We start from the raw sequence: 23,733 nt of genomic DNA on the forward strand, positions 1-23,733 counted from the left end.
TTAATTATGTTCTGATTTGCCGGCTGCTGTCGTTTTAAAGGCTGCCGTTTTTTTTATGCCGGCAAACAATACGTATAAGCCGGGTATGACGATGACACCGAATAGGGTACCGATCAGCATGCCACCTGCGGCAGCGCTGCCGATAGAGCGGTTACCCATTGCGCCGGCGCCATGAGCGATACATAGGGGAATAAGACCTGCTATGAAAGCGAAGGAAGTCATCAGGATAGGCCGCAACCTGGATACGGCGCCTTCTTTAGCGGCTTCCAGTACGGAGTGTCCCTGTTTGCTGCGCAGGATAGCAAATTCGATGATGAGGATGGCATTTTTACCCAGCAACCCGATGAGCATGACCAGTGCTACCTGGGCATAGATATTATTTTCCAGGCCTGCGAGTTTGAGTGTCAGGAAGGCGCCGAAGATGCCGGCAGGCAAGGAGAGTATTACCGGCAGGGGCAGGAGGAAACTTTCGTATTGTGCTGCGAGCAGGAGGTATACGAAGACCAGGCAAATAATGAAGATGTAGATAGCCTGGTTGCCGGAGAGTATCTGTTCACGGGTCATCCCACTCCATTCAAAGCTGTAGCCTCTGGGCAGCGAGGTGGCTGCCACTTCCTGTATCGCTTTGATGGCATCGCCACTGCTATATCCAGGGCCGGCGTCTCCATTGATCATTGCTGCGGTATACATGTTGTAACGGGTCAGCTGTTCAGGGCCGTATACGCGTTCCATACGGATAAAGTCGGCGTAGGATACCATTTCTCCCATATCGTTTTTGACGTAGAGGTGAAGTATATCTTCCGGGCGCGCCCTGTATTGAGGGGCAGCCTGTACCATCACCTTATACATTTGTCCGAAGCGGATGAAGTTAGACGCATAAAAGCTTCCCATCAGTGTCTGTAGCGTACTCATTGCGTTTTCTATACTGATCCCTTTTTTGGCCGCCATTTCCTGGTCGACATGGATCATGTATTGCGGGAAATCCGGATCGAAGCTGGTGAAGGCGTTGCCGATGGCAGGATTATCATTGAGTGCTTTGATGAAGTTGTTAGTGACCTCGGCGGTCTGCCGCAGGTTGCCGCTACCGCTGCGATCCAGTACACGCAGCTCGAATCCGCTGGAGTTGCCGAATCCCGGTACGGTGGGGGGCGGGAAGAACTCGATGGAGGCATCGGCAATATGTGCGGTCTTTTCTTTGAGCACTCGGATCATTTCGTTTACGCTTTCCTTCCGTTCGTCCCAGCTTTTCAGGTTGATCATGCCCATCCCATAGGACGCGCCGGCTACATCATTTACAAGGCTGAAGCCTGCGAGTGTAGATACGGATTCAACGGCATCAAGTTCTTTCACGGCGGCATATACCTGGTCGAGTACTTTCTCGGTACGTTCTACGGTAGCTCCAGCGGGGGTGGTAACGTTGACATAGATCATACCCTGATCTTCAGTAGGGATGAAGCCGGAAGGCAGGATAGCGCTGATACCCCAGGTGGCGGCAAAGAAGGCCAGCAGTAAGCCGATAGTGATCATTTTGCGCGCCGCGATGCGGCTGATCAGTTGTTGATAGCGACCGGACACCCGGTCGTAGGAACGATTGAATCCGCCGAAAAAACGCTGGAGTAAAGAGCGCTTCTTGTTGCCGGTGGGATGATGTCTGAGCATTAAGGCACACAATGCGGGTGTGAGCGTCAATGCATTGATGCCAGAGATGACGATAGAGATCGCCAATGTCAGGGAGAATTGCCGGTAGAAAACGCCTACTGGACCTGACAGGAAGGCGACGGGGATAAATACGGCGGACATCACGAGTGTGATGGCTACGATAGCGCCGCCGATCTCTTTCATGGCGGATATCGTGGCTTCCATCGGAGGAAGATGTTCTTCCTGCATCTTTACGTGTACGGCTTCGACGACGACAATGGCGTTGTCGACTACGATACCAATCGCCAGTACCAGTGCGAAGAGGGTGAGCAGGTTGATGGAGAAGCCCAGCAGCTGCATAAAGCAAAGGGTACCGATCAGGGCTACCGGCACTGCCAGGGCTGGTATCAGCGTAGAACGGAAGTCCTGCAGGAACAGGTATACGATGACGAACACCAGTATGAATGCTTCAAAGAGTGTTTTCACCACTTCATGAATGGAGGCATCCAGGAACCGGGACACGTCGTAGTTGAAGTTGTACGTCATTCCCGGTGGGAAGGAACTTTCCTTCAGTGAGGCCATGCGGGCTTTTACATTCTGGATTACCTCGCGGGCATTGGAACCTGGCCGCTGTTTCATCATGATAGACGCGGAAGGTTTGCCATCTGTCTTGGAGACCATGCCATAACTCAGTGCGCCGAATTCCAGTTCTGCCAGGTCTTTCAGGCGAAGGACGGCGCCATCTGCGTCGGCACGGATGATGATATTTTCGTATTGTTTGGGTTCAAACAATTTACCGGTATAGCGAAGTACGTATTGTAACAGTTGCGGGGCTTTGTCGGAGCTTTCCCCGGTTTTGCCGGGAGCCGCCTCAATATTTTGTTTGCGGATGGCGGCGATGACTTCGTCTGCGGATACTTTGTAGGCGAGCATCCGGTCGGGGTGCAGCCATACGCGCATGGCGTATTCCTTGGCACCCATGATCTCGGCAAAACCAACCCCGTCGATACGTTTGAGTTCCTGTAGTACGTTGATATCGGCGAAGTTGTAGATGAAGTTTTCATTCATGGTACTGTCTTCACTCATAATATTGAGGTACAGTAGCATACTGTTGACCTCTTTTTCGGTGGTCACACCTGCTTTGATCACTTCTTCCGGCAGTTCATCGATGATGGTAGCCACGCGGTTTTGTACGTTCACTGCGGCCTGATCGGGATCAGTGCCTACCTGGAAAAATATTTGTATGAGGGTAATACCGTTGTTACTGGATACGGATGACATGTAGGTCATGCCGGGTACGCCGTTGATTGCTCTTTCCAGGGGTGTGGCTACGGCTTTGGCGCATACTTCTGCGTTAGCACCTGTATATTTTGCCGTTACGGTAACGGACGGCGGGACGATGTCCGGGAACTGGGTAACGGGCAGTGTGAACAATGCCAGTAATCCCAGTAAAGTGATGATCAGGGAGATCACCAATGACAATACCGGTCTTTTAATAAATAGTTCGAACATGTTGATGATCCGATGTTTTAAATGAATAGTAGGATTGCACAGATACGAGGGATCCGGCAATGCTGATCCTGCTATCTTTTGCGGGAAGACAGCCAATGTGTATGCGAAGCCGGGCGGTTACAATCTTGCCAGGCTATCTATGGGCATCATGGAAGGTTTTATTTCCATGCCGTCGCGGATATTGAGTACGCCCTCACATACGATGCGGTCGCCCGCGCGGAGTCCTGATTTGGCCACATAGAAGTGTGCTATGCGGGGACCGGGAACGAACGGATGCAACTTCACTTTGTTATGTTTATCTACCAGGAACACGTAGTGCTGGTCTTGCATTTCGAATACGGCTTTTTGCGGGATGAGCAGGGCGCTGTCGAGATCATTTGACAGGCTTACTTTTCCGCTTGCGCCATGTTTCAGCAGTTTGTCGGGATTTGGAAAGCGGGCGCGGAAGGCGATAGAACCGGTATTTTCTTCAAATTCGCCTTCTATGGTCTCTACTTTGCCCGGATAGGGATAGGCTGTACCATCTGCCAGGAGGAGGCTGACAGTACGTGGGCCTCTATGTTGATCGCGGGAGCGGGTATATTCGAGGTATTCGGTCTCTGATACATTGAAGTAAGCATATACATCCTTGGTATCAGAAACGGAGGTGAGCAGGGAGCCTTCATCGATGAGGCTGCCTGGTTTAAGGGGTAACCGGTCTATTACGCCATCAAAAGGAGAGCGTATGCTGGTATAGGCCAGTCGCATGGCAGCATTATCTACTGTGGAGCTGGCCTCGTCTACACGGGCGTTGGCGGCTGCTACGCGAGCGGCGGCAACTTCCAGTTCGGATTTGGTGATCACTTTTTTGTCAACCAATAGTTTGACGCGGCCAGCTTCCAGTTCGGCCGCTTTGGCCTCTGCGATGGCGCTGCTCAAGTTAGCTTTGGCCTGTGCCAGTGCTGCGCGGTATTCGTCGGCATTGAGGCTGAAGAGCAGCTGTCCGCGTTTCACAAATGCTCCTTCGTCGATATGTATCTTGTCGAGGAAACCTTTGACGCGTGCGCGTATTTCTACATTTTGCACTGCCTGTATGTCTGTAACATAATTACGGTGCAGTACGGTGTCTGTTACCGACAGAGAGGTGACGGGTAACGTTTTAGGTGCTTCTTTTGTATTGGGCCCTCCTTTTGTGGCACAGCCAGCCAATGCCGTAGCGAGCACAGGCGCATAGATCCAGTGTTTAGTCCGCATGATATTATTGCATAGAGTTTTACATGCGCGGTTGAGACGCATGCATGAAATAGAATAAAGCAGCTTGTAAGTACATAATCGCGCTACCTGTTGTGACAGGCAAAAAACATGACATCACAATACTGGCAGGATATGATGCAGCAGGTGCTGATATCTTACCGGAATAGCCTGTCACTGCCGTCGGGGCAGCTCGTACGATAGGGGAGTAAATCAGAAGGGAGTAAATCGAAAGAGGAAGGAATAATAAGCAGGTAGAAATACATCCTGCTGTTGATATTCGCCGGTTTTATTTTCCTGGATATGTATACGCTGGGATGGTGAACCTGTATCCTGGAATACCCGTTGTGTAAAGCTGAATTGCTGGCTGGAAGCGGAGATGTAATAGCGTGGTTTACGCCGGTTCTTTTTGACTTGGATGACTTCTTCCGGTTCATCATTGGCATCGGATTCCAGGTGATATGGTATCTGGGAGAGCCAGTCTTCCAGGCACATATTGGGTGGCGCGCCAAAGGCTGCAAGGTGTCTGTCTGATGCTACCAAGCGGTCGGTAGACCAGCCGGGGATGAAGCCAACAACCAGTTGCAGGCTGAACAACAGCATACAACATAACCATTTGCTCCGTATAATCCTAGTATTGTTCATCAGCTAAACTTGCAACATTAGATCTGCTTCATGTACCTGCATGAGTTTGCAGCAGCAATGCAAAATTAAAAGATTGTGCCAGAAAACCAATGCGGAAATATGATAAGTGGTCAGGCGCTGGTCGTTCCACCTTTTGTGTCAGCGCCAGGAGCGGGGTTTGCCCATATCCTGTTAAATATGAACTGCAACAACAGCGCCAACGGTAGTAAAAATATAAATGCACCCAATATAAGCCCTAATTCGGGCATGCCGCAGCGGGGACCTGGCGGAGGTGGATTGAAGTAATTTTCCAGCAATAAGATGAGCCAGGGATATGGGATCAGTATCAGTGTAGTGACCAGGAAAGGCAAATATTTAGCGCGATTCCGTTTCTTGAATGCTAATGCCACCAGTAGTGGAATAAAAAAATAAGGAAGGCAGACCAACAAGCCCATTACGAGTGGTATTTAAGTAGATTAATGGCTAAAGGTACTGTAAAATTACATAAGGGGTATTGTGCATGTGTGGCCTCGATCTGTAGACATATACCAGCACCCCTTTATGTTGGGATTGTTACTGTCGTGTATTTGCTGCGTGGCATATTCCTTGTGTCCACATCAGCAGTAGTAACCTGTGCAGTACAGTAGCCATGTGGATACCCTGCATACAAAATGACCATTGATATGAAGAAGACACTGCCCTTATTAATGCTGATAACATTTATATTAATGACAGCTTGTAACAATCCAATAGGTAAACAGCAACCTGGTGGTGATTCCAGCGGTGCGGCGGCCGGAGGTGCGGCAGACAGCGGCAAGGTAGGTGCGCCCGCGCCTAAAAGCGAAGCTCCACCCTTACAAAAGACGGTGACCTATAAGGACCATAAGTTTACGGTGCTTTCCAAGGGAGATGAAAATGTAAGAGACCTTATATTGGCCGTGACCGATATGAAAGGAGATACGACGAAGGCAGACAGCATTGTACAGCGAGATGTGAAGGGGCATCTGAACAATGTAGCTGTAGCTGACCTGGATAAGGACGGGCATCCTGAGATATATTGTTTCTCCACCTCCAGCGGTACGGATAAGTATGGACTGGTATATGGATTTGTGTATGACGGCAAGTCGGCGATAAGGATTACACCTCCTGAGCTGGACAGCAATCTGCGCGACAGTTATAAAGGCGGGGATACCTTTTATCTGCAGGCGCCTTATCTGGTTAGAAGTTTTCCGGTGAATAAGGAAGCAGACCCTAACATACCCACAAAAGGTCAGGATGCGAATGCTGCGTTGAATACAAGAAGTAAGGAAACAAAAAAGACATTACGGTACCGGCTGCAAAAGTCAGCGGACGGTTATTATCTGCAACAGGCGAAATAGCGATCCGGACTTTAATTATTTAGCGATTTTGATCTCTTTTTCCATACATACGCTATCAGATAATTTGGCATAAGGGCCGAAATTATCTATGAGGGCATATCCGGTCTTGGCATAGAGCGCGATGGCTTCGGGCTGGCGCATACCAGTTTCGAGGATGGCTTTTTTATAACCCTTTTCTAGGGCCCATTTTTCCAGTTCATGGAGGATGGCGATGGCGATACCTTTGTCGCGATAGCCAGGTTTTACGTACATGCGTTTGATCTCTACGGTTTCTTTGTCGTATTCGCGGAAACAGCCGCAGCCAACAGGTATGCCTTTATCTTCTGCGATAACGGCCGGAAGGTCAGGGCCTACTTTTGCGAAAGTTGCGTATTGTGCCTGCATTTCAGGATATCTGTTCCACAGATCCTTGTCCAGTTGTTCAACCAGTGTGTTAAAGATAATGTCCTGGGTGTTGGTCCGTACGCAGTTTGTCATATAACAGTTTTAATTATTTTGGTGGGCCTCCAATGGTCAAGGCCACGTTGGTCATGCTTTTCTATTGCTAAGATACATATATCCTGAGGTTAATACATTACTTTTCTGTAACTATATCTTGAAAGCCGCGTTGGGTAGGCTAACTGTTTGAAAATGAATGGTTGTCTTATGTTGCTGTTATTATCTGGCGGTAATAGCTGGAAAAAATTGACGGAAAGCGCTATTTTGGATCTATGCGAATGCCACTACTTTTGCCGGTGCTTACCGGTCTACTCATCAGTTTATCAGTTATCCATATACCCGCTGCGGGCGCCGATGTGGTGAAGCCATTACGTGTGGCCGTTGCTGGTATTGCTCACGGGCATTCCGGATGGATACTTTCCCGCCAAAATAAGGGGGATATAGCGTTGGTTGGTATTTACGAGCCGGATACGGCGTTGGCAGGTAGGAGTGCGGCACGGTATCACCTGGACCGCAAGCTGTTTTACACTGACCTGGGTGCAATGCTGGATGCTGTAAAGCCATCGGCGGTACTGGCCTTTGGCCCTGTCAATGCGCATCTGGCGGCGGTAGAGGCCTGTGCGCCCCGTGGTATCGATGTGATGGTGGAGAAGCCGTTGGCGGCCTCTTTATCGCAGGCATTGCGGATGGACTCCCTGGCGCGGACATATAAGATCCGTTTGCTGACGAATTATGAGACCAGCTGGTATCCCAGCGTGGCCAAGACGATGCAGTTGGTACAAGATAGTTTGTATGCCGGTACTGTGCGTAAGGTAGTAATACATGATGGGCACCAGGGGCCGGTGGAGATAGGCTGTGGACCTGAGTTTCTGGCATGGCTGACAGACCCAGTAGGTAATGGCGGTGGTGCGCTGATGGATTTTGGTTGTTATGGCGCCAACCTGATGACACAACTGATGAAAGGAGAAGTACCATTATCCGTGGAAGCGGTGACCAGGCAATTCAAGCCGAAGATATATCCTAAAGTGGAAGATGATGCGGTGATCATAGTGAACTACCGGACGGCCCAATGTGTCATACAGGCATCGTGGAACTGGCCTTTCAGCCGTAAGGATATGGAGGTATATGGAGATAAGGGCTATGTATTGGCGCCGGATAAGCAGACTTTGGTGCTGCGTACCGCGGAGAAGTCGCCCCCACAGGTACGACAGGTGACTGCTGCGGATATACCCGTATATGAAGATCCGTTTGCCTACCTGGCGGCAGTGATCGGCGGGAAGGAGCAGATGGGAGCATATGGGCTATATACTTTGTCAAACAACCTGATTGTGATGCGGATATTAGAAGCGGCGAAGGAATCGGCGAAGAGTGGGCAGCCGGTGCATCTCCAATAAGCTATTTATAATCAAACAGCAAGGGCCGGCAATATGCCGGCCCTTGCTGTTTAGGTGTAATTTGCTCAGGGCAACTGGTCACCCTGAAAGCCGGCGGTTAACCCGTCAATGCGGCCTCTGTAGAAGTCGGTCATGTTAGGATACATTGCCCAGAAATTGCGGTATTGTTGCAACACGTACTGGTAGCCGGTGCGGTCATTACGGGCCGCATATTTTCTGCCTTCTTCATAACCATAGCATTCACGCCAATATTCTTCGGGCGTACTGAAGTGCCAGGTGTTTGCCGCGTTAATGTGATAGTTACTTTTGGCAGATACTGCTGTTGTGCCGGAAGGCGGCGGTGTTGTTCAGCTCGTTAGAGGTGGCCGGTATGTCGTTGCAGCAGCAGCAGTGTGTCTGCTACTGTCAGCCAGGGTAGTAATGCTAGTTCGTTGCCCAGGGAGGAGCGGAGTAGGCGTAATGCTTTTCGCATATGTTGTTCGACGGTATTGACAGAGATATTTAATCTTTCTGCTACTTCCTTGTTGGAGAGCTGGTTTTCCCGGCTGAGCAGGAAGACGGTACGACATTGTGCGGGGAGCTCCTGTATCTTGGCCGCCAGTTTTGCCTGCAATTCTTTTATTTCCAAAAGGCTGGTGGCGGAGTCGGTAGCAGGTGGCTGATGCATGAGGGCCTGTTGCTTTTTGAGCAGGGATAGTTGCTGGCGGTGGTAGTTCAGTACCCTGTTTTTCAACGCAATGAATAAATACCCATCCAGCCTGGTATCTTTCTGTAGTGTGGGGATGTGTTTATAGAGGGCTACAAATATGTCCTGTACCAGCTCTTCCGATGCTTCGAGGTTGCCGGTCTTTTTATGGGCGATATTGAGTAAGGTGATATAATACCTTTCATAGATGGCATCGAAGGCTTTTTCGTCCCCATTGGAGCATAGCGTGAGGAGCTCTTTATCTGTATGGCTTGCGTAGGATCTGATGAACGGTAAGTTTTATCCAAATGTAATAATAAAATGATCTGCTTGGTAGTATGCAGGAAGGATGTTAGGGGGTTGAAAAAAAATTTTATGAACAGATAACGGCAGCGGATTAATTTGGTGTTTTTATTAGTATACCTATCCACGTATGAAATGATAGACAAGCAACATTTACTGACACTGTTAGAAAAATACGAGGCAGGGCGATGTAGCCCGGAGGAGTTACAACAGCTGGAAGATTGGTATGCCCGGTTGGGAGGGGATCTTCCGGAGGAGGTGCTGGTACCGGGGAGTGCGGCGGCTTCATTACATACGGCTCAACAGCTGACGATACTGAAGCAGCGGCTGGCCGGAGAGCGGAAGGGGGAACGTCGATTGCCGGTGCGCAGGGTGATGCAATGGGCAGCTGTCTTTATCGGGTTGATACTGGCCGCAGGGATTATCTATTATTTACTGGCCGCTACTTTCCTGCAGCGACATGGTGCTGTAGAGATCGTGCAGTCATCTTACAGCAGGTATATTACTTTACCGGATGGTAGCCGGGTGGTATTACGTGCGGGTAGCCGGTTGAGTTATCCTCCTGCTTTTACTGGTAGTATACGGGAGGTACGTTTGTCTGGAGAAGCCTATTTTGATATAAAGCCGGATAGTGCCAGGGGCTTTGTTATTCATACGGGGCGTGTTCGGACGACGGTGTTGGGTACTTCGTTTAATATCAAGGCTTATCCGGATGCGGAAGAGATCACGGTGTCGGTGACGAGAGGAAAGGTGCGGGTAGAAGATGACAAGCAGGTATTGGCGGTGCTTACCCGTGATCAGCAGGTAGTTTATAACACGCTGCGTTCATTGTCGGCGCGGCAGGTGGTGACGGCAGCCACGCAGCTGGACTGGACGCGGGAGGACATGATATTTGAATCCATATCTTTTGATGATATTGCTACTATCCTGCATAAACGCTATAGTGTGTCTATCCGATTTGCCAACGAAGGTTTAAGGCATTGCCTGATAAGGGCCTCTTTTACAGGAACGGAGTCGCTGGCGGAGGTACTGGATGTAATTTGCGGCGTGAGAAATGCCAGTTATAAGATCGACGGGCAAGAGGTGCTTATAGATGGGCAGCCCTGTGATACACCCTGACGGATCATTTGCGTGTATATACATAAAGTTTAACCGTTCCATTTATATAAGAACGCGGGCCATGCTATGTGCGCCTGCAAGACCTTGGCATTCATTCAGATCAAAACAAAAAATTTCACGTACTACTATGAAGTAACCAAAATCGACTGATTCATCACTTTCTGTTCTCCTTGTTTATTACTATAGGAACTGTTGCTGCAGCAACAGCAGGGGATCGTATTTGCTGAAAGATCGCGGACTTCACCAACAAGTCTCATTACTAACTATTTTAAAACTGTTCCCGTTATGTATGCTTTGGCGGTTGTGGTATTACCACTTCAGGATATCCTATTGTCCGTATTTAGACGGTATTACCGTTGTTTCTTTTTAGTGATCCTGTTATTGAGTCTATTGGGTATATGTCTTCAAGCTGTGGCTGGGGTGAAGTCGCAGCGGATGACTAATAAGCGGATCACGCTTGCCCTGCAGAATGAAACGTTGCGAGGTGCTCTTACGAAGGTAGAGCAGCTGTCGGGTTTCCGGATCGCTTACCCACCTGAGGAGGTGCGTCGTTATGGGGGGATCTCTATTCCGAAGGCGACACGTACGGTCCAGGAGACTTTATCGTTGTTGCTGAGTGGTACTCCGCTTAGTTTTAAACAGAAGGAGGAGATCATTATTATTTACAAGCCTGTTGCGGGAGGAAATATCACTGATTCTGTTATGGAGATGAAGGTGCAGCAGGTGCAGGTGCCTTCCCGCAGTATTATCGGATCGGTGATAGAGTTCCGTACCAACACTCCTTTGCCCGGCGTGTCTGTGCAGGTGAAAGGTACTTCGAGAGGTACGCAGACGCAGGCGGATGGTACTTTCAGTATACAGGTGCCACCAGGAGCTACTGCGCTTACCTTTTCCTATATCGGTTATGAAACAAAGGAAGTGGAGCTGGGTAGCAGTAACCAGGTGAATATTGCACTGAACCCGGCGAACATTGGTTTGAAGGATGTTGTGATCGTCGCTTACGGTGAGCAGAAAAAGGCGACGGTGACCGGAGCGATCGCTTCTATCAGTACGAAGGAGCTGGTGCAAAGTCCGGTATCTAACCTGAGTAATGCGCTGGCTGGCCGGTTGCCGGGATTGATCACTACTCAGCGCAGTGGTGAGCCGGGGGTGGATGCCAGTACTTTTTATATTCGTGGTGTGAGCACCCTTAATAATGCAACGCCGATCATTATGGTGGATGGGGTGGAGCGTAGTATGGACTACCTGGATCCGAACGACATAGAAAGCCTGACCATCCTGAAAGATGCGGCGGCTACTGCTGTGTTGGGGATGAGAGGTGCCAACGGTGCTGTGCTGATCACCACCAAACGCGGAAAAGCAGGGGCGCCGCAGGTGAGCTTCCGGGCTTCTATGGGGTTGCAGGAAGCCACCCGGTTGCCTAAATATTTAGGCTCCTATGATTATGCGCGCCTGTATAATGAAGCGTTGGCTAATGATGGGAGTCAGCCGGCGTTTTCACCACAACAGCTGGAAGGATTCAAAAACGGTACGCTACCGAATACGGATTATTACAAGTATATGATGCGGCCGTCGATGGTGGCGCAAGGCAATCTTAATGTGAGTGGCGGCGGTAATATCGCCCGTTACTTTATTTCTGCCGGCTACAATATGGCAGAAGGAAATTACCGGTATACCAATACTAACAAGGAAGGCTATAACGGTAACAACCGGATGAAACGTTATAACCTGCGCGCCAATGTGGATGTGGACATTACGCCCACGCTGACGGCCCGGCTGGATCTGGCAGGTACCCTGACCGATCGTACGGATGGCAACAACAGTGCTGGTGATATTATGAACCTGGCAAACCGGCTGCCCCCTATCTTCCCTATTTTAAATCCGGACGGCTCTATGTGGGGCAACGGTACCTATACACAAAATATTTACGGTGAGCTGTCGCAGAAAGGTTATCGCCGCTTTTATAACAATACGGTGCAGGGCACTTTTGCACTAACCCGTAAACTGGATTTCATCACCAAAAATCTGAGTGTCAAAGCCTCTTTCTCCTACGATAATACCAATACGCCTTCCGCTTCCTATTCCCGTGGTTATGCGGTGTTTGAGCCACTATATAATAATGGCGCCATCACTGGCTACAAGCAGTATGGACAGGATACCAAGATAGATCCGAACGGTTCTTTCAACGGCGGGAATGCTTTGCGCAACACCTACCTGGAAACTACGGCCAACTGGAATCGCCGCTTTGGCAACCATGAAGCATCGGGGCTATTGTTGTGGAACCGCCGGTTGCAGGAAGACGGATCTAAAATACCATTTGCTTACCAGTCAATTTTGTTCAGGGGTACTTACAATTACAAGTCCAAATACCTGCTGGAGATCAGTGCTTCTTACCAGGGATCGGAGAATTTTCCGAAGGAGAGCCGTTATGGGTTGTTTCCCTCTGTGTCTGGCGGATGGGTGTTGTCTGAAGAGCCTTTTATGAAGGATCATGTGAAGGTGATCAGTTTTCTGAAGCTGCGAGCTTCTTACGGAGAGGTGGGTAATGACCGGAGTGGTGGCGACCGTTTCCTGTGGTTCACTTCCTGGTCGGGCGCTGATCCTTATTTCTTCGGTACGAATCCCAGTCAGGCCAATGGCTGGGCACAAGGCGCGATTGGTAATCCCAACGTTACCTGGGAGCGTGGCCGGCAGGTGAATGCCGGATTGGAAGCCCGTTTCTTCAAAGATAAGCTGGGCGTGACGCTGGATCTGTTCCGGCAGCGGAGAAGTGATATCCTGATATCCAGGAGTACACTGTCTGACGTGTTCGGGCAGAACATCAAAGCACAAAACATAGGTGTAGTAGACAGTAAAGGATTTGAGCTAGAGCTGACGCATGATAATACGATCGGCAAGGTGCATTACTTCATCAAACCCAATATCACATATGCGAAGAACAATATCGTGTATCAGGATGAGGTAGCCCGGGCATATCCCTGGATGCGTCGTACGGGGCATCCGGTAGGTACTAAGTTCGGTCTGATCGCAGAAGGGCTTTTCAAGGATGCGGCGGATGTCGCCAATAGCCCGGTACAGAGTTTTTCTGCCTATGGTCCCGGTGATCTTAAATACAGAAAACTTACCGGTAAGGAATATGACCGTATACAAGAGAGTTTTGATGAAACGGCGATCGGTTATGCCCGTACGCCGGAGATCATGTATGGGGCTTCACTGGGTGTAGACTATAAGGGCGTCGACATTACGGTGTTGTTCCAGGGAGCGGGGCATTCTGATGTGTTGTTGAATAACGAAGCGGTGTATGAGTTTTTCCAGGGCGGTAAGGTGAAACCATTCCACGAGGGCCGCTGGACGCCGGAGACGGCCGCTACTGCTACTTACCCGAGGTTGCATGCTACGACGAATGGTAATAATCACCGGAGTTCTTCCTTCTGGATCAGGAGTGCGGATTATCTGCGTATAAAAAATGCGGAGATAGGCTGGCAGTTGCCTAAGCGTTGGATCGCTCCGTTGCAGTTGTCTTATTTCCGTGTATACATTAACGGTATGAACCTGTATACTTGGGATAAGCTGAAGGACTTCCAGGTGGATCCGGAGATCGGTGACGGTAATGGTGCTATGTACCCGATACAGAAGATATGGAATTTTGGTATCGATGTAAGATTCTAACCCAAACAAAAACCAGCAATGATGAACAAACAATTTTCTATCTACATACTCTGCATAGTGCTGTTGATGGCTGTATCCTGCCGGAAGGATTTTCTGGACAGGGCGGCGACTACGCAACAACAGGACAAGGATGTGTTCTCCAATTTTACGATGACGGACCAGGTGATCAATAACCTGTATTGGCGTATTAAGGGGCCATATACTTATTTATCCGGTTATTCGATGTCGTCGGGTACGGATGAGTCGAAGGATGCGTCTAACTGGATGGCATCTATGCGGTTTAACAACGGTTCGTGGTCGGGTAATAATAATCCGATCGGTAATGTGTGGCGGGATAATTATGTGGCGATCCGGCAGGCGAATACGATACTGACGAATATTGCGCAGTATAAGACGCCGGACGATCCCAATAATCCGGGTACGCTGGCTAACCGTATAGGGGAGGTTTATTTCCTGCGGGCCTGGTTCCTGGCGGAGCAGATGCGGATGTTTGGTGGTGTGATCATTGTGACGAAGGTGATTGATCAGACGGATCAGAATGCGCTCAATTTGCCCCGTAGTACGTATGACTCTTGTGTGGCGCAGGTGCTGCGGGATTGTGATTCTGCTTATGCGCGTATACCGGTGGAGTATCCCAGTTCGCAGATGGGACGTATTACGAAGGGAACGGCGCTGGCATTGAAAGCCCGCATGCTGATGTTTTCTGCCAGTCCGTTGTGGGCGATTGCCGGTAAGACCAGTGCGTTGGCTGATATCAGCAGTAATGCCAGTGCGAGTGACCCGGTGAAGTGGCAGGCGGCTGCCAATGCGGCTAAGGCGGTGATAGATCTTACCGGCAGTGGTGGTACAGCCTATTCGCTGGAGCCTACATTAACGGCCCGGCAGGATATGTTTAAGAAAAACACCCTGTTCAGCAAGGAGGTGATCTTTGTCCGGATGAAGGAAACCAATATCGATATGGACCGTTACCTGTTCCCTTATGGCAACGGGGGTTGGTCGGGATGTGCGCCTACGCAGAACCTGGTGGATGATTATGAGATGAAGAATGGGTTACCGATCAGTGATCCTGCTTCGGGATATGATCCGGCACAGCCCTATCTAAACAGGGAGGCCCGGTTTTATACCGATATTTCTTACAACGGAGCGCCCTGGAAGAACAGGAAGATAGAAACTTTTGTTGGCGGTAAGGATGAGCTGAGTACGGCTACTGACCATACGCGTACGGGTTATTATGCCCGTAAGCTGGCGGACGAGGGGTTGACGATAGGAGGGTCGGGTCAGGCGCGGGATGTACACGGTATTATTTTCCGGCTGGCGGAGTTTTATCTCAGTTATGCGGAGGCGATGAATGAGTATGCGCCCGGCCATGCGGACATTGCCAAATATGTGAACCTGATCAGGCAGCGTGCTGGTCAGCCACCGTTGCCGGCAGGTTTAACACAGCAGGAGATGCGGCAGCGTATCAGAAATGAGCGGCGGATAGAATTATCTTTTGAGAACCAGCGATTCTGGGATGTGCGGCGGTGGAAGATAGGGGAGAACACGGAGAAGGCGATATATGGGATGAAGGCTACCGCCAGTGCCAGTGCGCCCGGCGGCTATATTTACGAGCGCTTTAAAGTGGAAGACCGGCCCTGGAATAATCGTATGTATGTGTTGCCGATCACGACTGATGAGGTCTTAAGAAATCCGAATTTGAAACAGAACGAAGGCTGGTAATGTTGCACTCTTTAGAAACAATAGCTATATTAGCGCCTCGTCCGAAAAACGGGAATCATTTTTCCAACAGTGAACAGGTAGGTCCTGCTTTGTATTCCTGTTTTTCGGAGCGGTAACTAAAATCCACTAAATGGCACCTAGATCGAAAAGAACAACGAGCCGATCTTTGATGGGCTTCCTATGCTTATGTGGCACTGGCCTGGTTTGGGCTGGATCTGCTGCGGGGCAAACATCATCAATTTCTTTGCAAGACCTTTCTGCGTTCCGTGATGCTGGCAGTAGCTGGCAGGTAGCGGGTAATGTGTCTGCTGACCTGAACAAACAGGATGTGTTATTTCCGGCTTCCGGTAACGGAGTGTTGGTGAATTTACCGGATAAGCGTCATCCCGGTAAGGACCTCTATTCTGCTGCGGCGTATGGAGACATGGACCTGGAGCTGGATTATATGATGGCTCCCGGTGCGAATTCCGGTATTTACCTGCAAGGTCGTTACGAGATACAGTTGTTGGACAGTTGGAGTGTGAAGACACCCACTTCTGCGGACAATGGCGGTATTTATGAGCGTTGGGATGATAGTCGTCCGCAAGGGCAGCAAGGTTATGAAGGTTATGCTCCCCGGGTGAATGCGAGCCGTGCGCCCGGCCTGTGGCAGCATATCAAGATCTCTTTCCAGGCGCCCCGTTTTGATGCTGCCGGTAAGAAGATTGAAAATGCGCGTATCCTGCGTATTGTGCTGAATGGGGTGATGATACATGAAGATGTAGCGTTGCAAGGGGTAACCCGTGGTGGTGGAGAGGAGCAGGCGACCGGTCCGCTGCGTTTGCAGGGAGATCATGGTGCGGTAGCTTTCCGTAATATCCAGGTGACGACCTATCCTAAGGGTCGTAATGAGGCGGAACGTACTGATCGTCGGGATGAGGTAGATCCTATCCTAGTGGATGCGCCTGCGACTACTTTATTACGCAGTTTTATGGATGTTCCCGGTGGGCCCCGTATCGTACATGCGATATCTGTAGGCAGCCCGGAGCAGGTACATTATACCTATGACCTGGACAGGGGGATGCTGGTACAGGTATGGAGGGGCGGTTTCCTGGATGCCACGCCTATGTGGCATGACAGGGGTAACGGATGTTCCCGTCCGCGTGGTACGGTGCAATACCTCGGTAAGCCTGCCTTTACGCTGGCAACGCTGGGTAATGCAGATGCGGCCTGGCCTGCTGACACGGCAGGTACCGGTTATCGTCCGAGAGGGTATGTGCTGGATGCGAATGATCGTCCTACTTTTAAATATGATGTATATGGTAGCCAGGTGACAGATGCGATCCGTGTGATGGCTGACGGGCATGGTATTACCAGGGAGTTGACAGTAACACAACCGGCGCCGGGGCTGTATGCTAAACTGGCGGAAGGTAGTGCTATTGAAGTGAGCAAGGATATGTATGTCGTTGATGGCAGAGCTTATTACCTGCAACTGGAAGATGCGGGAGGCCTTCAACCAGTGATCCGTAAATCCGGTGAGCGTCAGGAGTTGCTGGTACCGGTAAAGGGTAAAATACGGTATTCGATCCTGTTCTAATCAGGCTGGCTGTTATGGCCGGTTGTCAATGACATCTTAAATTAAAAGTAATGAAAGCGTTCTATAAGATATTATTATGTTCCACTTTGGCGATGCCTGTATTTGCGCAGGAGACGCCGAAGGAAGAGGATTTTTCCAAGATCATGAAAGTAACGTCGCCGGAAGGTACCCTGCTGGAAGTGGGAGGTCTGACGGTGATGCCTAATGGCGACCTAGGTGTATCTACGCGTCGCGGAGAAGTGTATATAGTAGAGAACCCGACCAGCCGCCGGCCTTACTGGCGCAAGTTTGCGACCGGTCTGCACGAGATACTCGGCCTGGTATGGAAGGACGGTGCGTTGTATTGTGCGCAGCGTGGTGAGTTGACCAAACTGGTAGACACTAATATGGACGGTAAGGCTGATGTATACGAGACGGTATATGCCTGGCCTATTTCCGGTCACTATCATGAATATAGTTTCGGGCCTAAGATCGCACCGGATGGTTCTTTCTTCGTGTCGGCCAACGTGGCTTTTGGCGATGAAGAGTGGTGGAGAGGTGAGAGCCGGGTGCCCTGGCGCGGATGGATGATGCATATCACCCCTGACGGTAAGATGCAGCCTTATGCGACTGGCTTCCGTTCTCCCTGTGGGCTGGGTATGATCAACGGTGAGTTGTTCTACACAGAGAACCAGGGTGACTGGGTAGGTTCGGGTGGGGTATGGCAGGTGAAGGAAGGTGATTTCGTAGGTCACCCGGCGGGTCTGCGTTGGGCGGATCAGCCTAACAGCCCGGTGAAGATGCGTGCGGAGGATCTGTACAAGTTGGTAGACCAGCGTCGTATAAAAAATGACAAGGGACGTTATATCAAGCCGGAGAACGTGGTGAACGAAAAGTTCGTGACGCTGGCGGATGTAAAGGATCAGCTGCCTTCGCTGCGTTTGCCTGCTGTGATACTGCCACACGGTATACTCGGTATTTCCAACTCTGAGATCGTGCAGATACCGGAAGGATCTTTCGGACCATTTGCCGGTCAGTTGCTGGTAGGTGATCAGGGCCAGAGTAAGATCATGCGTGTGGTGATGGAGAAAGTGAACGGGGAGTACCAGGGTGTTGCTTTTGATTTCCGTACTAATTTCCAATCCGGTGTGCTGCGTATGGCCTGGGCCGAGGACGGTTCCCTGTTTGTAGGGGAGACTAACCGCGGATGGGGTTCTGCCGGTGAGGCGAATGAAGGATTACAGCGCTTGGTATGGAACAACAGTAAAGTACCTTTTGAGATGAGCACGGTGAAAGCGACGGCGGATGGTTTCGAAGTCGTGTTTACCCAGCCGGTGGACCGTAAGTCGGCCGAGGACCTGGCCTCTTATTCTGTGGAGAGCTTTTCTTACAAATACCACCCGGTATATGGTAGTCCCCCGGTTAACAACGAAAGTCTGAAAATCAAAGGAGTGAAAGTGTCTGAAGACGGGCTGAGTGTGCGTATTGTGGTAGATGGTCTGCGTAAACACTATGTACACAGCATTACGCTGGACGGTGTTCGTGAGAAGGATCATTTCTATTCACTGGTACATCCGACCGGTTACTATACGCTGCATAATGTTCCCGAAGGGAGCAAGTTGGCGGCGACTGAGCTGAGCACCCGTAACTCTGCGGCGGAAGCAGCTGCCAAGGCTGCCGCTGAAGCTGCTGCGAAGGCGAAAGCTGCAGCAAAAACGCCTGCCGCTGCGAAGGCAGCAGCAGCTGCGACACCTGCCAAGACGGTGGTAGTCCCTACTTACGAAGAGGTGAAACCTTTGCTGGCGAAGTATACATGCCTGGCCTGTCATAATCCTAACAAGAAGCAGGTAGGACCAGCTTTCCTGGATATTGCCAAACGTAATTACAGTAAGGAGCAGATCGTAAAGTACATTTACAATCCGCAGCCGCAGAACTGGCCTGGCTATGCGACAGAGATGCCGCCGATGCCACAGGTACCCCGTGCGGAAGCGTTGAAGATCGCTGGCTGGATCAACTCGCTGGTGGCAACGGCGGGAGGTAAGGCGACGGGTGCTAAATAATGTTAGCATTGATTGCATAAAAAAGGCTGATCTTTTTGATCAGCCTTTTTTTTATTGTGTGTGGTTTACCAATCTGGTTTGTAGATCAGGTATCTTTTACAGGAAGCCCAGTTCGAGGCGGGCTTCTTCGGACATCATTTCTTTGGTCCAGGGCGGGTCGAAGGTGAGGTGTACGTGAACATCTGACACGCTTTCTACGCCTCTTACTTTTTCTTCTACTTCGCGGATGATATCGCCTGCTACGGGGCAACCCGGCGCGGTGAGGGTCATGGTGATGCCTACGGCGTTGTTGTCATCTATTTTGATCTCGTATACCAGACCCAGTTCGTATATGTTGACTGGTATTTCGGGGTCATATACGGTTTTGAGAACGGTTTCTATTTGGTCCCTTAGCGGTGTACTTTCTTCCATGTTAATCTGTTTGTCGTGTAACTTGACTGTTGTTACCGGATCAGGCCTGGCCGTTTTGCTGTGCTTTGGCCAGGTAGGCTACGGCATATAGTTTTATTTGTTTCAGCATGCTGAGCAGTCCGTTGGAGCGGGTAGGGGACAGGTGGTTTCTGAGGCCGATGGCATCGATGAAGTAGATATCTGTTTCGGCGATCTCTTTGGGGGAGTGGCCGGATAGTACGGATATCATGAGGCTTACGAGGCCTTTGGTGATAACGGCATCGCTGTCGCTGGTGAAGAACAGTTTATCATTTTTCATTTCGGTATGCAGCCATACGCGTGACTGGCATCCTTTGATGAGGTGATCGTCTGTTTTGTACTGGTCTTCGATGAGTGGCAGTTCTTTTCCCAGTTGGATGATGTATTCATATTTATCCATCCATTCGTCCATGAAGGAAAAGTCGCCTATTACCTGTTCCTGTTTTTCGTTGATCGTCATAATGGCTATATCTCTATCTCGCGGAGATTATCGCAGCATGGCGGCGGCTCTTTCGATGCCGGCCACGAGGCGGTCTATCTCTTCTATGGTATTATAAAAGGTGATGGATGCACGAACGGTGCCTGGGATCTGGAAGAGGTCCATGAGGGGTTCGGTGCAGTGGTGTCCGGTGCGGACGGCGATGCCCTGTTTGTCGAGCAGCTCTCCGAGGTCGTAGGGATGTATATTGTCTACGAGGAAGGAGATGGCGCCGGAGCGGTGGGTGGCTTGGCCGATGAGGCGGAGGCCTTTGATGGTCTGGAGTTTTTCCAAGGCGTAGGTTTGGAGTTGTTCTTCCCAGGCCTGGATGTTTTCGAGACCGATATGTTTGATGTATTTGATGGCTGCTTCGAGTCCGATGGCGCCGGAGATATCCGGGGTACCAGCTTCGAACTTGTAGGGCAGTTCATTGTAGGTGGTTTTGGCGAAGGTGACGGTTTTGATCATATCGCCGCCGCCCTGATAGGGGGGCAGTTTATGGAGCCATTCTTCTTTGCCATAGAGTACGCCGATGCCGGTGGGTCCATATAGTTTATGGCCGGAGAAGGCGAGGAAGTCGACATCGAGTGCTTGTACGTCGATGTGGAGGTGTTGTACGGCCTGTGCGGCGTCGAGCATCACGGGGATGTTGCGGGCATGTGCCAGGCGGATAATATCTTTTACGGGGTTGATGGTACCCAGGGTATTGGAGACGTAGGCAACGGAGACGATCCTGACGGAGTCGTCGAGGAGGGCTTCGTATTGGTCCATGCGGAGTTCGCCCTTTTCGTTGATGGGGATTACTTTAAGGGAGGCGCCGGTGTATTCGCAAGCCATTTGCCAGGGCACGATATTGCTATGGTGTTCCAGGGCGGAGATGATGACGGAGTCGCCTTGTTTGAGGACGCTGCGGCTGAAGCTGGCGGCTACGAGGTTGATGGCATCGGTGGTGCCTTTGGTGAAGATGACTTCGCGGGCATGTGCAGCGTTGATATACTCTGCGATGGTGATACGGGAGTGTTCGTAGGCTTCGGTGGCCTGTTGGCTCAGCTGGTGTACGCCGCGATGTACATTACTATTATAATGGGTGTAATATTTTTCGAGGGTATCGAGTACTATTTTGGGCTTCTGGGTGGTGGCGCCATTGTCCAGGTATACGAGGGGCTGGCCGAACACTTGCTGGTCCAGTATCGGGAAGTCTTTCCGGATGCTGTCCAGGTCCAGAGCGGGAGTGGGTATATTGATGTCTGCAAGCATTGTCATCCGAGATTAATGGTTAAGCATACAAGTCATTTTTCCTGCAGCAGTGGATAGAAAAAGCAAACCGGATAATGGTGTTATTATCCGGTTGGTTGCTTTTTTAGTTATTTAACACGCCGGTGACGTACCGTCCGATTTTGTCTGTGAGGTATTGCTGTAGGGCGGGGATATCGACCTGGTTGGTGATATCATGCGCGAAAGCATTTACCAGCAGTGTTTTTGCTGCATGTTCGCCGATGCCACGTGCGCGGAGGTAGAACAGTGATTCTTCGCTGAACTGGCCTACGGTGAATCCGTGGCTGCATTTAACGTCGTCGGCATAGATCTCCAGCTGTGGCTGGGAGTTGATGTTGGCTTTGGTGCTCAGGAGCAGGTTGTTATTCTGCTGGAATGCGTTTGTTTTCTGAGCATCGCGGTGTACATGGATCTTGCCGGTGAATACGCCATTAGCGTTATCGAGGAGTACGCCTTTGTACAGTTCGTTACTGTTACAATGGGGTACGAGGTGATCTACGAAGGTGTGGTTATCAACATGCTGGTTGTTGGTGGCCAGGTAGAGGCCTTGCATGTTGGTTTCGGTGTTGCTGCCATTGAGGGCTACGCTCAGGTTGTTACGTACCAGGGAGGCATGTGGCAACGTGAAGTTATAGTGATGGTACCGGCTATCGGCTTTTTGGGCGGCGGCGGTATGTGTGATATGGCGGCTGTTGAGGGCAGCGCTCTGGATGTTATAGTGCCAGCATTCTGCATTATTTTCTACGTATACTTCGGATACACTGTTAACGAAGGTCACGGCATTGGGATGGAGTCCCAGGGTGCTTTCGATAATGGTGATGGCGCCTTGTGGGTGTACGACGAACAAGTGTCTAGGCTGTATGAAGGCATGGTGCTCGGCGGTATAAACGTGGAGCACATGCAGTGGTTTGTCGAGTGTTGCCTTGGCGGGTACTTCGATGAACAGGCCATCTGCGAAGAGGGCAGTGTTAATGGCTGCGAAGTGTTGGTCTTGCAGGTGTGGATGTTGATCGAAGCGGGATTGGAATGCCGGGTTGGCGGTGGCTTCGCTCAGTCTGCCTATGATGATATTGGTATTGGTAGGCAGTGTAGAGAGCGCTGGCTGCAGGTGACCGTTGACCAGTACTACCTGATAGGCATCGAGACCGGGGATGTTGCCTGCTTGTATTTGTTCGCTGGTAACGCCGTTCTGAGATGTTTTCAGGGAGAATGATTCTTTGAGGAATCGTTGAATGTTGGTATTACGCCAGGCTTCTGTTCGTTGGTCGGGCAGTCCCAGTTGTCTGAACCGGTCGAGGCCCTGTTTCCGGAGGGGAAGCAGGGGTTGGTTGCCGTCGACGTTGATGTTGGCGGCTTCGTCCAGTATATATTGATGAAATGGTATTGTGATATCGCTCGTCATTCTTGAATACTTGATGTTGAGAAAACAGGGGAGCAGTCTGAAAGGGTGGGCCGTAGTATTATACGGATTCTTTCAGGCGCACCTCTTCTTTAAGCCAGTCGTAGCCTTTTTCTTCGAGTTCCAGTGCCAGTTCGCGAGGGCCTGTTTTCACGATGCGACCGTTGTACAATACGTGTACGAAGTCGGGGACGATATATTCGAGCAGGCGTTGGTAGTGCGTGATCACAACAAAAGCTTTATCGGCGCTGCGGAGTTTGTTAACGCCATTGGAGACGATCCGGAGGGCATCGATATCGAGGCCGGAGTCGGTTTCGTCGAGGATGGCGAGTTTAGGATCGAGCATGGCGAGCTGAAAGATTTCATTGCGTTTCTTTTCACCACCGGAGAAGCCTTCGTTCAGGGAACGGTTCATGAGGTTGGCATTGAAGTCCACCAGCTGCTGTTTCTCTCTCGTCAGTTTCAGGAATTCTTTTGCTTCGAGTGGGGGCAGGTTTTTGTATGCCCTGATCTCGTTCAACGCTGTTTTGAGGAAGTTCAGGTTGGATACGCCGGGTATTTCTACCGGGTATTGGAATGCCAGGAACAGTCCTTCGCGGGCGCGGTCTTCTGGGGAGAGGTCGAGCAGTTGTTGGCCGTCGAATATTACTTCTCCTTCGGTTACCGTGTAGTTTTCTCTGCCTGCCAATACGGAAGCCAGTGAGCTTTTGCCGGATCCGTTAGGACCCATGATGGCATGCACTTCGCCCGCATTGATTTCCAGGTTGATACCTTTCAGAATTGCTTTTCCATCTACTTCTGCGTGCAGATTTTTAATCGTCAGCATG

The 23,733-nt window shown here is 50.5% G+C and carries 18 protein-coding genes; 7 read left to right on the plus strand and 11 right to left on the minus strand.

The genetic code is table 11. The features are described from left to right. The 4 genes from KTO58_RS07465 to KTO58_RS07480 form a co-directional block, all read right to left on the minus strand. Positions 1-3,150, minus strand: coding sequence for an efflux RND transporter permease subunit (locus KTO58_RS07465; protein ID WP_095839985.1), 3,150 nt, complete (start codon positions 3,148-3,150; stop codon positions 1-3). Positions 3,151-3,267: 117 nt separating this feature from the next. Beyond that, positions 3,268-4,383, minus strand: coding sequence for an efflux RND transporter periplasmic adaptor subunit (locus tag KTO58_RS07470; protein WP_095841655.1), 1,116 nt, complete (start codon positions 4,381-4,383; stop codon positions 3,268-3,270). Positions 4,384-4,593: 210 nt separating this feature from the next. Then, on the minus strand, positions 4,594-4,983 hold the full coding sequence (locus tag KTO58_RS07475; RefSeq protein ID WP_095839984.1) for a hypothetical protein: 390 nt from the start codon (positions 4,981-4,983) through the stop codon (positions 4,594-4,596). 152 nt (positions 4,984-5,135) lie between these two features. Continuing rightward, positions 5,136-5,414, minus strand: a complete 279-nt coding sequence (locus KTO58_RS07480; protein WP_157753124.1) for a hypothetical protein — start codon at positions 5,412-5,414, stop codon at positions 5,136-5,138. A 273-nt stretch (positions 5,415-5,687) separates the two neighbouring features. On the opposite strand from KTO58_RS07480, the gene KTO58_RS07485 reads away from it, so the two are divergent. After that, positions 5,688-6,383, plus strand: a complete 696-nt coding sequence (locus KTO58_RS07485; protein ID WP_157753123.1) for a hypothetical protein — start codon at positions 5,688-5,690, stop codon at positions 6,381-6,383. Positions 6,384-6,398: 15 nt separating this feature from the next. Here the strand turns inward: KTO58_RS07485 and KTO58_RS07490 are convergent, their stop codons facing one another. Then, entirely contained in the window at positions 6,399-6,860 is a 462-nt protein-coding gene (locus tag KTO58_RS07490; RefSeq protein WP_095839981.1) for a GNAT family N-acetyltransferase, read from the minus strand. Between the two features lie 233 nt (positions 6,861-7,093). Between KTO58_RS07490 and KTO58_RS07495 the strand changes: the two genes are divergently transcribed. After that, positions 7,094-8,215 carry a Gfo/Idh/MocA family protein gene (locus KTO58_RS07495; RefSeq protein ID WP_095839980.1) on the plus strand — a complete coding sequence of 374 codons (1,122 nt, stop codon included), beginning with the start codon at positions 7,094-7,096 and terminating at the stop codon, positions 8,213-8,215. A 355-nt stretch (positions 8,216-8,570) separates the two neighbouring features. On the opposite strand, the gene KTO58_RS07500 is transcribed toward KTO58_RS07495, so the two are convergent. Further along, positions 8,571-9,188: an RNA polymerase sigma-70 factor gene (locus KTO58_RS07500; RefSeq protein WP_095839979.1), complete on the minus strand. Its 618-nt coding sequence runs from the start codon at positions 9,186-9,188 to the stop codon at positions 8,571-8,573. Positions 9,189-9,338: 150 nt separating this feature from the next. Between KTO58_RS07500 and KTO58_RS07505 the strand changes: the two genes are divergently transcribed. The 5 genes from KTO58_RS07505 (at position 9,339) to KTO58_RS07525 (ending at position 19,325) form a co-directional block, all read left to right on the plus strand. Continuing rightward, positions 9,339-10,322, plus strand: coding sequence for a FecR family protein (locus tag KTO58_RS07505; protein ID WP_095839978.1), 984 nt, complete (start codon positions 9,339-9,341; stop codon positions 10,320-10,322). Between the two features lie 285 nt (positions 10,323-10,607). Then, a complete protein-coding gene (locus KTO58_RS07510) occupies positions 10,608-13,991 on the plus strand; it encodes a SusC/RagA family TonB-linked outer membrane protein (RefSeq protein WP_095839977.1) in 3,384 nt (1,127 codons plus the stop codon). A gap of 21 nt (positions 13,992-14,012) precedes the next feature. After that, on the plus strand, positions 14,013-15,710 hold the full coding sequence (locus tag KTO58_RS07515) for a RagB/SusD family nutrient uptake outer membrane protein (protein ID WP_198314982.1): 1,698 nt from the start codon (positions 14,013-14,015) through the stop codon (positions 15,708-15,710). 244 nt (positions 15,711-15,954) lie between these two features. Beyond that, positions 15,955-17,286: a 3-keto-disaccharide hydrolase gene (locus KTO58_RS07520; RefSeq protein WP_225860119.1), complete on the plus strand. Its 1,332-nt coding sequence runs from the start codon at positions 15,955-15,957 to the stop codon at positions 17,284-17,286. 50 nt (positions 17,287-17,336) lie between these two features. Further along, entirely contained in the window at positions 17,337-19,325 is a 1,989-nt protein-coding gene (locus KTO58_RS07525; protein WP_095839974.1) for a hypothetical protein, read from the plus strand. A gap of 96 nt (positions 19,326-19,421) precedes the next feature. On the opposite strand, the gene KTO58_RS07530 is transcribed toward KTO58_RS07525, so the two are convergent. From KTO58_RS07530 to sufC, 5 genes are all read right to left on the minus strand, one after another. After that, positions 19,422-19,736, minus strand: coding sequence for a DUF59 domain-containing protein (locus KTO58_RS07530; protein WP_095839973.1), 315 nt, complete (start codon positions 19,734-19,736; stop codon positions 19,422-19,424). Between the two features lie 40 nt (positions 19,737-19,776). Further along, positions 19,777-20,214 (minus strand): SufE family protein, encoded by a 438-nt coding sequence (locus KTO58_RS07535; protein WP_095839972.1) that lies wholly within the window; start codon positions 20,212-20,214, stop codon positions 19,777-19,779. A 27-nt stretch (positions 20,215-20,241) separates the two neighbouring features. Beyond that, entirely contained in the window at positions 20,242-21,489 is a 1,248-nt protein-coding gene (locus tag KTO58_RS07540; RefSeq protein WP_304441910.1) for an aminotransferase class V-fold PLP-dependent enzyme, read from the minus strand. Positions 21,490-21,592: 103 nt separating this feature from the next. Continuing rightward, positions 21,593-22,909 carry a Fe-S cluster assembly protein SufD gene (sufD, locus tag KTO58_RS07545; protein ID WP_095839970.1) on the minus strand — a complete coding sequence of 439 codons (1,317 nt, stop codon included), beginning with the start codon at positions 22,907-22,909 and terminating at the stop codon, positions 21,593-21,595. Between the two features lie 58 nt (positions 22,910-22,967). Beyond that, positions 22,968-23,732, minus strand: coding sequence for a Fe-S cluster assembly ATPase SufC (sufC, locus tag KTO58_RS07550; protein ID WP_095839969.1), 765 nt, complete (start codon positions 23,730-23,732; stop codon positions 22,968-22,970). Position 23,733: the final 1 nt, after the last annotated feature.

This window comes from Chitinophaga pendula (assembly GCF_020386615.1).
GTDB classification, from domain to species: domain Bacteria; phylum Bacteroidota; class Bacteroidia; order Chitinophagales; family Chitinophagaceae; genus Chitinophaga; species Chitinophaga pendula.

Excerpts from the sequence above, each read along its gene's own strand:
- KTO58_RS07465 (WP_095839985.1), bottom strand. The coding sequence starts at position 3,150 with ATGTTCGAACTATTTATTAAAAGACCGGTATTGTCATTGGTGATCTCC.
- KTO58_RS07470 (WP_095841655.1), bottom strand. The coding sequence starts at position 4,383 with ATGCGGACTAAACACTGGATCTATGCGCCTGTGCTCGCTACGGCATTG.
- KTO58_RS07475 (WP_095839984.1), bottom strand. The coding sequence starts at position 4,983 with ATGCTGTTGTTCAGCCTGCAACTGGTTGTTGGCTTCATCCCCGGCTGG.
- KTO58_RS07485 (WP_157753123.1), top strand. The coding sequence starts at position 5,688 with ATGAAGAAGACACTGCCCTTATTAATGCTGATAACATTTATATTAATG.
- KTO58_RS07490 (WP_095839981.1), bottom strand. The coding sequence starts at position 6,860 with ATGACAAACTGCGTACGGACCAACACCCAGGACATTATCTTTAACACA.
- KTO58_RS07495 (WP_095839980.1), top strand. The coding sequence starts at position 7,094 with ATGCGAATGCCACTACTTTTGCCGGTGCTTACCGGTCTACTCATCAGT.
- KTO58_RS07505 (WP_095839978.1), top strand. The coding sequence starts at position 9,339 with ATGATAGACAAGCAACATTTACTGACACTGTTAGAAAAATACGAGGCA.
- KTO58_RS07510 (WP_095839977.1), top strand. The coding sequence starts at position 10,608 with ATGTATGCTTTGGCGGTTGTGGTATTACCACTTCAGGATATCCTATTG.
- KTO58_RS07515 (WP_198314982.1), top strand. The coding sequence starts at position 14,013 with ATGAACAAACAATTTTCTATCTACATACTCTGCATAGTGCTGTTGATG.
- KTO58_RS07525 (WP_095839974.1), top strand. The coding sequence starts at position 17,337 with ATGAAAGCGTTCTATAAGATATTATTATGTTCCACTTTGGCGATGCCT.
- KTO58_RS07530 (WP_095839973.1), bottom strand. The coding sequence starts at position 19,736 with ATGGAAGAAAGTACACCGCTAAGGGACCAAATAGAAACCGTTCTCAAA.
- KTO58_RS07535 (WP_095839972.1), bottom strand. The coding sequence starts at position 20,214 with ATGACGATCAACGAAAAACAGGAACAGGTAATAGGCGACTTTTCCTTC.
- KTO58_RS07540 (WP_304441910.1), bottom strand. The coding sequence starts at position 21,489 with ATGCTTGCAGACATCAATATACCCACTCCCGCTCTGGACCTGGACAGC.
- sufD (WP_095839970.1), bottom strand. The coding sequence starts at position 22,909 with ATGACGAGCGATATCACAATACCATTTCATCAATATATACTGGACGAA.
- sufC (WP_095839969.1), bottom strand. The coding sequence starts at position 23,732 with ATGCTGACGATTAAAAATCTGCACGCAGAAGTAGATGGAAAAGCAATT.